The sequence below is a fragment of the Ideonella sp. B508-1 genome (assembly GCF_000333615.1).
Taxonomy (GTDB): Bacteria; Pseudomonadota; Gammaproteobacteria; order Burkholderiales; family Burkholderiaceae_C; genus Ideonella.
Genome location: NZ_BADL01000175.1, coordinates 1 through 4,584, shown reverse-complemented (window position 1 = coordinate 4,584; position 4,584 = coordinate 1). Strand labels below are relative to the sequence as shown.

The 4,584-nt window shown below is 72.0% G+C and carries 6 protein-coding genes and 1 pseudogene; 2 read left to right on the top strand and 5 right to left on the bottom strand.

Going from position 1 to position 4,584, the window contains the following annotated elements:
- The coding region (locus tag I73_RS26765; protein ID WP_022980152.1) for an acyl-CoA thioesterase II at positions 1 to 664 on the top strand (664 nt) is incomplete at its 5' end.
- 21 nt (positions 665 to 685) lie between these two features.
- On the opposite strand, the gene I73_RS08090 is transcribed toward I73_RS26765, so the two are convergent.
- The 5 genes and pseudogenes from I73_RS08090 to I73_RS26760 form a co-directional block, all read right to left on the bottom strand.
- The gene (locus I73_RS08090) at positions 686 to 1,471 is read right to left on the bottom strand and encodes an SDR family oxidoreductase (protein WP_022980151.1); all 786 of its coding nucleotides are present in this window, start codon (positions 1,469 to 1,471) and stop codon (positions 686 to 688) included.
- Between the two features lie 90 nt (positions 1,472 to 1,561).
- Positions 1,562 to 1,885 (bottom strand): hypothetical protein, encoded by a 324-nt coding sequence (locus I73_RS08085; RefSeq protein ID WP_148289728.1) that lies wholly within the window; start codon positions 1,883 to 1,885, stop codon positions 1,562 to 1,564.
- A gap of 242 nt (positions 1,886 to 2,127) precedes the next feature.
- Positions 2,128 to 2,532, bottom strand: a complete 405-nt coding sequence (gene panD / locus I73_RS08080) for an aspartate 1-decarboxylase (RefSeq protein WP_022980149.1) — start codon at positions 2,530 to 2,532, stop codon at positions 2,128 to 2,130.
- Positions 2,533 to 2,591: 59 nt separating this feature from the next.
- Positions 2,592 to 3,863, bottom strand: a complete 1,272-nt coding sequence (locus tag I73_RS08075; protein WP_022980148.1) for a glycerate kinase — start codon at positions 3,861 to 3,863, stop codon at positions 2,592 to 2,594.
- Positions 3,850 to 4,371 (bottom strand): annotated as a pseudogene (locus I73_RS26760) (NAD(P)-dependent oxidoreductase); the annotation flags it as partial. The pseudogene I73_RS26760 and the gene I73_RS08075, both read right to left, overlap by 14 nt.
- Between I73_RS26760 and I73_RS32105 the strand changes: the two are divergent.
- Positions 4,316 to 4,584: ATP-binding cassette domain-containing protein (locus I73_RS32105; protein WP_374701949.1), on the top strand; the 269-nt coding region annotated here is incomplete at its 3' end. The pseudogene I73_RS26760 and the gene I73_RS32105 overlap by 56 nt on opposite strands.

The following is a 4,584-nucleotide window of genomic DNA, read 5'->3' as shown; positions in this document are numbered from 1 at the left end:
GATGCAGGGCCGCAGCTTCCAGGTGCAGCAGGTGCTGGGCACGCAGGGCACGCGCACCGTGATCAGCGCCACCGTGTCCTTCCAGACCGAGGAGCCCAGCCCCGAGCACCAGCGGGCCATGCCCGACGCGCCGCCGCCCGAAAGCCTGCGCACGCTGCAGGAGGTGGGCGCGGCCTATGCCGACCGCATCCCCGCCGCCGCGCCGCGCCGCCTGGGCCAGTCGCGCACGGCCGAACTGCGCCTGGTGGACCCGGAGACCTTTCTGTTCCGGCGCGAGCCCGAGGCCCGGCTGCGCTTCTGGATCAAGCTGCAGCGCGACCTGCCGGACGACCCGGTGCTGCAGCGCGCGGCCATCGGCTACCTGTCTGACTACTGGATGCCGCTGACCCCGCTGATGGCCCACCTGGAGGCCAAGATCGGCACCGGCCTGTACCTGGCCAGCCTGAACCACACGCTGTGGCTGCACCGCGCCCCGCGGGTGGACGACTGGCTGCTGGTGGACGCGCAAAGCCCCTTCAGCGGCAACGCCCGCGGCCTGACCACCGGCCACTTCTACCAGCGCGATGGCACCCTGCTGGCCACCGCCACCCAGGAATGCCTGTTCCGCGGCTGGGTGGAGGACGGCCAGGGCGGCTTTCGCGTGCCGGGCATGCCGGCGCGCTGAGCAGGCCGGCGCGCCCCCCGATCAGACGCTGGGGATCAGCCCGCCGTCCACCCGCAGCGTGGTGCCGGTGATGTAGGCCGCCCGCTCGCTGGCCAGGAAGGCCACCGCATCGCCGTATTCCTCCGGCCGGCCATAGCGGCGCATCGGGATGGCGGCGGCGGCCTCGGCCTCCACGCTGGCGGCGTCGCGCCCCTCGCGCTGGGCCCTGGCCTGGTCCAGAAAGGCGGTGCGGGCCGTGGCGATGCGCCCGGGCACCACCACGTTGACGGTGATGCCCTGGGCGGCCACGTCGCGCGCCAGCGTCTTGGACCAGCCGTGCAGCGCGGCCCGCAGGCTGTTGGACAGCCCCAGGTTGGGAATGGGCGTGATGACGCCCGAGGAGGTGCTGGTGATGATGCGGCCCCAGCCGCGTTCACGCATGCCCGGCAGCAACAGGTCGGTGATGCCGAAGACCGACAGCACCATGGCCTCGAAGGCCCGGCGCCAGACCTCCGGGGCCTGGCCATCGGCCGGCCCAGGCGCCGGGCCGCCGGTGTTGTTGACCAGAATGTCGATGCCGCCCACGGCGTCCAGCACGGCCTGCACGCCCGCGCGCCACTGCGTCTCCTCAGCCAGGTCCCAGTGGAAGGCATGGGCCTGGCCGCCCGCGGCCCGGATCATCGCGGCGGTTTCCTCCACCGGCGCGGCGCTGCGGTTGGCCACGCACACCACCGCGCCCTCGCGCGCCAACGCCAGGGCGATGGCCCGCCCCAGCCCGCTGCCGGCGCTCAGCACCAGCGCCCGTTTGCCCGTCAAACCCAGGTCCATGTTCCTCTCTCCGCGCATCGGGGCCACCTCATGCGACGCCCGTGAGCACCCAGCTTACGCAGCGAGGGTAGACCCTGCCCGGCGCAGGGCTCAGTCCGCGCCGCAGCGGGTGTGCCACTCGCGCTCGAAAGCCTGGCGCTCCTGCGGCGTGCGGCCGTCGTCGAAGCGGGTGCTGCCGGTCTCGGTGATCCAGTCGACGGTGACAATGAGCCGCTGCTTCCAGGGTGTGCCGGGGCCGGAAGGCGTGAAGCTGCCCAGCGCACAGACGTGGTACTTGAACATCGCATCCTCGCGGTCGAGGATCTGCGAATGCGCGGGGTCGAGGTCGACATCGACCTCGTCCACGCTCTGCTGGGCAATGGCCTCGGCCAGTTCCAACTGCTCGGCCGGCGCTTGACTGCACCCACCCAGCATCAGCAGGCCGATCGCACCCCAAACGCCCAGCCGCCACCCGCGGGCCGCCCCACGGGCAGGCTCCGACGCTGGCGGCGCCTGTGGCGCAGCGGCACGACAGACAGTGCAGGACACAGCAGCAACCCCTTTTTGGATCGGCGCCACCCTCCCCGGGCGGCCGCCGCCCCGCGATGCTACCCAAGCGGCAGGCCATTCAAGGCGAGCGTGGGGGGTGGGAATCCCCCCTAGCTTTCAGCTGACGGTCAGGCGCGGTCCGGCCAGGGCGAGACCTGGGGCGGATTCTGGGCCTCGGCGCGCAGCTCTTTCATGCGGTTTTGCTCGTCCATGAAGACCAAACGGGGCTGATGCTGGCCGATCTGGTCTTCATGCACCTGGGCGAAGGCCGCGATGATGACCACATCCCCCACCGCAGCCCGGCGCGCGGCCGAGCCGTTGAGCGAGATGATGCCGCTGCCGCGTGGCGCCTTGATCACGTAAGTGACAAATCGCTCCCCGTTGTTGACGTTCCAGATGTGGATCTGCTCGTTTTCGCAGAGGTTGGCGGCCTCCATCAGGTCTTCGGGAATGCCACAGGAGCCCTCGTAGTGCAGCTCGCAGTGGGTGACGATGGCGCGGTGGATCTTGGACTTGAGCAGGGTGCGGAACATGGGCGCGGTCGGACCGACGTGGCCGGTCGGGCGTCAGGTTGAAAACCCGCATTCTCCCCTCATGCGCCGACAAAGATCGCGCGGAAGTCGTTCACATTGGTCAGCGTCGGGCCGGTGACGACCGAGTCGCCCAGGGCCTGGAAGAAGCCATGGCCGTCGTTGTCGTCCAGCCGGGCCCGCGCCGACAGGCCCAGGGCCCGGGCGCGCGCCAGGGTGTCGGGGCCCAGCAAGGCGCCGGCGATTTCCTCCTGCCCATCCACGCCATCGGTGTCGCAGGCGATGGCATGCACCTGGGCCTGGCCCTGCAGCGCCAGGCCCAGGGACAGCAGGAACTCGACATTGCGCCCGCCACGGCCACCGCCGCGCACGGTCACGGTGGTCTCGCCCCCCGACAGCAGCACGCAGGGCGGTGTGAAGGGCTGGTGCCGACTGGCCACCTGGCGGGCCATGCCGGCCAGGACCACGCCGAGCTCACGCGCCTCGCCCTCCAGGCTGTCGCCCAGGATGTGGGCGGGAATGCCGGCCGCCCGGGCCACCGCGGCCGCCGCCTCCAACGCGATCTGCGGGCTGGTGACCATGCGCAGGGTGCTGCCGGCCAGACGGGGATCGCCCGGCTTGACGCTGTCGGCCTCGGGGCTGTCCAGCCAGTCGCGCACCGCCGCGCCGGGATCGATGCCGTGGCGGCGCAGCACCGCCAGCGCCTCGGCGCGGGTGCTGCCATCGGCCACCGTGGGCCCGGAGGCGATGTCGGCCGGGTCGTCGCCCGGCACGTCCGAGATGAGCAGCGTGAGGACCCGCGCCGGGTGGCAGGCCGCCGCCAGCCGGCCGCCCTTGACGAGGGAGAGGTGGCGGCGCACGGTGTTCATCTCCGAGATGGTGGCGCCACTGCGCAGCAAGGCGGCGTTCACCCTTTGCTTGTCGGCCAGCGTGAGGCCCGGCGGCGGCGCCACCAGCAGCGCGGACCCGCCGCCGGAGATGAGGGCAATGACCAGATCCTCGGGCCCCAGGCCCTGCACCTGCTGCAGGATGCGCTGGGTGGCTGCCAGCCCGGCCTCGTCGGGCACCGGGTGGGCGGCCTCCAGCACCTCGATGCGCCGGCAGGGCACGGCATAGCCGTAGCGGGTGACCACCGTGCCGCTCAGTTCGCCAGGCCAGTGTGTCTCCAGGGCCTGGGCCATGGCCGCGGCGGCCTTGCCCGCGCCCACCACCACCGTGCGGCCACGCGGCGGCGGCGGCAGGTGTGCGGCCAGGCAGCGCGCAGGCTGGGCGGCCGCCACCGCGGCATCGAACATGGCACGCAGCAGGGCGCGCGGCGACTCAGCGGACGTCATGGGCCGGACTCTGGACCAGGTTCGTCGGCTGGCCAGCGACGAAGTGCTCGATGTTGTCCATCAGCTGGTCGGCCAGGGCCTGCTGCGCCTCGTCGGACGCCCAGGCCACATGGGGCGTGAGGATCACGTTGGGCCGGCCGGCGATCTGCATCAACGGGTGCTCAGCCGGGGGCGGCTCGCCATCGGTGACGTCAAAGCCCGCTCCGCTGATGAGGCCGCGGTCCAGGGCGCGCACCAGATCGGCCTCGTGCACCAGGCCGCCGCGGCCGGTGTTGATGATCAGCGGCCGGCGCTTCATGGCCTCGAACTCGGGCAGGGCGATCATGTGCCGCGTCTGCGATGTCAGGGGCGAATGCAGGCTGATGACGTCGCTGGTCTCCAGCACCTCCTGCCAGGGGGTGTAGAGGCGGCCCTGCCCGCTGCGGCCCTTGTGGGCGGCGAACAGCGGCTGCATGCCGAAGGCCCGGCCGAGTTCGGCCACGCGCTGGCCCAGCACACCCTCGCCGATCGGCCGGGACGCCGACACCTCGCGGGTGCGGGCCAAGGACCCGGACGCGCCGGTGGTGCTGGAGGTCAAGTCCCTGGCCAAGAGCTTCCACTTCAAGACCGGGCTGTTCGGCCAGCGCGAGTTCCGCGCGGTGCGCGACGTCAACTTCAAGCTCAAGCGCGGCCACACCCTGGGCGTGGTGGGCGAATCGGGCTCGGGCAAGACGACCATGGC